The sequence below is a fragment of the Mycobacterium sp. genome (assembly GCF_035314905.1).
Lineage (GTDB): Bacteria > Actinomycetota > Actinomycetes > Mycobacteriales > Mycobacteriaceae > Mycobacterium.
In genome coordinates this window covers 1-4,286 of record NZ_DATFYW010000244.1, presented here as the reverse complement: position 1 = coordinate 4,286, position 4,286 = coordinate 1, and the positions used below count along the sequence as shown (strand labels likewise).

Annotated in this window: 3 protein-coding genes and 1 pseudogene; 1 reads left to right on the top strand and 3 read right to left on the bottom strand. The window is 66.9% G+C overall.

The window, feature by feature from the left end; genetic code table 11:
• A partial coding sequence (locus VKG81_RS20830; RefSeq protein ID WP_324398622.1) for a glutamate-cysteine ligase family protein occupies positions 1-186 on the bottom strand: 186 nt, incomplete at its 3' end.
• Positions 187-389: 203 nt separating this feature from the next.
• A complete protein-coding gene (locus tag VKG81_RS20825; RefSeq protein WP_324398621.1) occupies positions 390-749 on the bottom strand; it encodes a hypothetical protein in 360 nt (119 codons plus the stop codon).
• Positions 750-1,517: 768 nt separating this feature from the next.
• On the opposite strand from VKG81_RS20825, the gene VKG81_RS20820 reads away from it, so the two are divergent.
• A complete protein-coding gene (locus VKG81_RS20820) occupies positions 1,518-4,037 on the top strand; it encodes a bifunctional YncE family protein/alkaline phosphatase family protein (RefSeq protein ID WP_324398620.1) in 2,520 nt (839 codons plus the stop codon).
• Between the two features lie 24 nt (positions 4,038-4,061).
• Here VKG81_RS20820 and VKG81_RS20815 read toward each other — a convergent pair.
• Positions 4,062-4,286 (bottom strand): annotated as a pseudogene (locus tag VKG81_RS20815) (ABC transporter ATP-binding protein/permease); the annotation flags it as partial.

Genomic DNA, 4,286 nt, shown 5'->3' with positions numbered 1-4,286 from the left:
CAATCGCTCCAGGGTGTTGACCACCCTGCTGTTCATCTCGACCACGCAGCGCTGCAACTCCGCGACGTAGTCGTCGGACAGTTGAGCCAACAGTTCCGGCGCGCGTGCGGTGAGCCGCCTCGTCTTCAGATCGACAAGGTGGAACTCCTCTTCAACGCCGAGCGTCCGCGTCGGCTCGCGTCGCATGCCGCCACGGTATGGGCGTGCAGTTACGTCGTTGTTAATTGATGCCGATCGCGAGGACCCCGCCGCGGGCGTCGACGCAGCTTGATCGTGGCTGGCGCGCATGTTGCGCGGAAACATGTCGCCTACCGATCATCGTGGTTCATGCCCGCAAGGGAATCACAACCGAACCCAGGGCCACCCGATTGTCGCATGTCGGCGATTCATTAGCCGGCGGGCGCCCACAGGTCGACCGGCAACACTTCCCTGGCGCGGCCGTCGGGTCCAAGAAGCCGTCCCCAGGACTTGACGGAACGCAGCACCACGGGGTATCGAAGACTGCCACGCCGGGGTATTCGGATAGCAGCCGATGAATCACGGGAGGCAGGGGACAGCTTGTGCAGCTGCATCGTGACGAAAAGACTGGCCGCTCCGCTGCCGATGGTCGCGACGCAGAATCTGGTCTCGGTGTATTGGACCAGTGTGTGTCCCACCGAGGCCAGCGCTGACCCATCGACCTGCAGCTTGAGCGCCACGCCCGTCACCCAGCCGGCTTCCACTCCCGCGAAGTCGGTGCGGAATGCCAAGAGGGGCCCGTGCGGGTCAAGAGATCCACGCGGCGCCGCACCGTGGGCTCCGACCGGCCTACCGGGTTTTGGACGCGTCGGCCTCAGGCGGCAGTGCGCCGCCGGCGGTCGGTCCGGGGACCAACTGGTTCTATGCCCGTCAGCATGAGAGTCGGCGGTCGGCGGACATCGATAATGACGGAAAGTCGTCGAAATCCACGTCCTGACGACGGAAATAGTCGATGCCTACGGGCCGGCGCCCGGGGCGGCGCAGCAGGTCGGCGGGCACCACCTGGCAGCCTGCGCGGCAGCCCCGTCGGCCAGCCACAGGGCTGACAGCGCAGGACCGGGGCGAAGCTTGACAGACTGCGGCCACGGGCGCGGGCGATCCGAGCGGGCTGGAGCCTGCGACTATATCGGCTCCCGTTGCGCGCACCGATGTTCGTGAAACGAACGGAGGATGATGAGCGGCGATAGGCGCGGTGGAAATCGATGAAAAGCCGTGCTGCCATCTCGCGCGAAGTCGGCGGACCGTGGTCTGTCGAAGTTCGAGTTGGATCCCCCCAGGCCCGCAAAACTTGATCTCGTCGACCACTCGGATGTGCGCCGGGTTGGCTGGGGATACCCACCGCACGCAAGCCCGGCAGCGGGCCCATCCCGCGGCGCCATGCCAGAATGTTGGACCGGTTTTCAAAATCTGGCAAATGCGCCGACCGGGGGGCGGTTCGAATATGGTCTGGCCAGGCGCATCGCGCCGGTCCACGGTAACCAGGAGCACGGGCGGAGTCGGTGTCGACGAACAACCGAGCCAAGCAGGGGCTGATCGTTGCGCTGGTCGGCGTGCTGGCGCTGGCCGCGTGCGGGACCAGCTGGGGGACGCCCACGGACCCGGTGACAGTCGGGCCGCGCCCGAATGAGAGCGGTCTGCTACCGAACGGCTACACGGTGACTCCGGCCGGCCAGCAGACCATGTTGGGGGATCTGCCTCTGGGCGCCGCCGCGTCCCCGGACGGCCACCGGATGGTGGTGAGCAACGACGGGCAGGGCACCCAGTCGTTGCAGGTGATCGACACCGCAACCGGGATGGTGAATCAGACGGTGCCCTATCACAAGCCTGAGGCGCTGTTCACCGGGTTGGCGTTCAGCGGCGACGGGCACCGCCTGTACGCCTCCGGCGGAGGCAATGACAAGATTCGCACTTTCGATGTCACGAACGGGGCGCTGACCGAAACCGCGCCATTGGAATTGCCGCGCACGTCCGCCGACGGCAAGCCGCTCAACCCGTTCCCGGCCGGGGTCGCGGTCACCGGCGACGGGCGGGTGCTGGTCGCCGACCGTCTCGCCGACGCGGTCACCGCGCTCGATCCCCTGACGGGGGCATCACAGACCGTCGGTGCCGGCCACGCACCCGGGGCCGTGGCCGTGTCGCGCGACGGCAACCGCGCGTGGGTGGCCGAGCAAGGTGCCGACACCGTTCGGGTCCTCGATGTCTCGGCGGGCCGGTTGGCGGCGATCGGCGAGATCCGGGTGGGAACCCATCCCGCGGCGCTGCTGTTGGACAAGAACGGGACGCGGATGTTTGTCGCCAGCGCCGACAGCGATCAGGTCGACGTGATCGACACCGCCGCCTCGATCGTCACAGGGACGATCGCGCTGGCGCCGTATCCGGGGGCACAGGTTGGTGCCAACCCGGTCGGGCTCGCGCTGTCGGGCGACGCGAAGACGCTTTATGTAGCCAACTCCGGTGACAATGACGTCGCGGTCATCGACACGGACCGCCTCGCGGTGCGGGGCCTCATCCCGACCGGGTGGTATCCGAGCACGGTGACGGTGATCGGCCCGAAGTTGTTCGTCACCAACGCGAAAGGCCTGGGCGCGGGCCCCAACGGCGGACCCGGCCATCCCGATCCCACACAGCCCGGCGGTGCGGCACCCGAACTCTACGTCGGGTCGATGATCACCGGCACGCTGTCGGCGATCGGGGATTTCGACCAGGCCCAGCTCGACGAATGGACGGGCCAGGTGCAGGCCAACGACGGCTTCGACGCCCGCGGCGAGGTCCGCACGGCCGGAGTGTCGCCGGTGGTGCCCCAGCATCCGGGCCAATCAAGCCCGATCAAGCACATCATCTACGTCGTCAAGGAGAACCGCACCTTCGATCAGGAGCTCGGCTCGCTCGGCAGGGGCAACGGCGACGCGTCGCTGAACCTCTTCGGTGACGAGTCGGTTCCCAACACCCGCGAGCTGCAGCGCCGTTTCGTCACACTCGACAACTTCTACGCCGATGCCGAGGTCAGCGCCCAGGGCTGGATGTGGGTAGTGGCCGCCAACTCCAACCCCTACACCGAAAGTGGCTGGCCAGCAAATTATTCCGATCGGAACCATTCGTACCCCGCTGAGTCAGGCGACCCCGCCATCGCACCCAACACCGACCCCGCCGATGCCTACATTTGGGACCGGCTCGCCAAGGCCGGTGTGTCCTTTCGCAATTACGGCTTCTACGTCACCCTCAACAGCACCGCCGAAGCGCACGCCGCCGACCCTGTGCTGGACGCCAACACCGACCATGCCTACCGCGGCTTCAACCTGAAATGCCCCGACAGCCCCAACACATTTGTCCCGCTGGACAACTGCGGGCCACCGCGGGTCAGCGAATGGCAACGTGAGTTTGCCGATTATGTTCAGGACGGCACTCTGCCCACCTTTGAGTTCGTCCGCCTGCCCAACGATCACACCGCCGCCACGGCGCCCGGTTATCCGACCCCGCAGAGCTACGCGCTGGACAACGACATGGCCCTGGGCACCCTGGTGGACACCGTCTCGCACTCGAAGTACTGGCAGGACACCGCGATCTTCGTCACCGAAGACGACGCCCAAGACGGGCCCGACCACGTCGACGCGCACCGCACCGTGTCCCAGGTGATCAGCCCCTACACCCAGACGGGCGCCGTCGATTCCACCCTGTACAGCACTGCCTCGATGCTGCGGACCATGGAATTGCTCGTCGGGCTCACGCCGCTGACCCAGTTCGACGCCTTCGCCTTTCCGATGGCCAACGCATTCACCGTCGATCCGAACACCGCGCCCTACCAGCTGCGGGGTCCCGCACCGCCGGACGCTGGACCGATCGCGACCGCGATCAACACCGCCGACGCGCCGATGGCCGCGGAATCCCGTGCCCAAAACCTCACCGTCGAGGACGCGATTGACGAAGACACTTTCAACCGCGCCATCTGGGCATCGATCAAGGGGCCCGGGTCGGCGATGCCACCGCCGCGGCACACGGTGATCGGCGACGTGGATCACTGATCGGCGGTGCTGCGCGGGTCGTTGTCATTGCATCGAGGCCACGCGGCCCAGCCGCCAGGCACCTTCGCCGAGCAGCTCCAACTGGTGCTCGTGGTGCTGTTCGACCGACGCGTGGTGACCGACGCTGACCACGATGGTGTCGGGCAACTCGGTGCGCAGCAGCTGGTACAGCGCGAACTCCAGGCCCTCATCCAGAGCGGAGGTGGCTTCGTCGAGGAACACCGCCTTGGGCCTGGCCAGCAGGACACG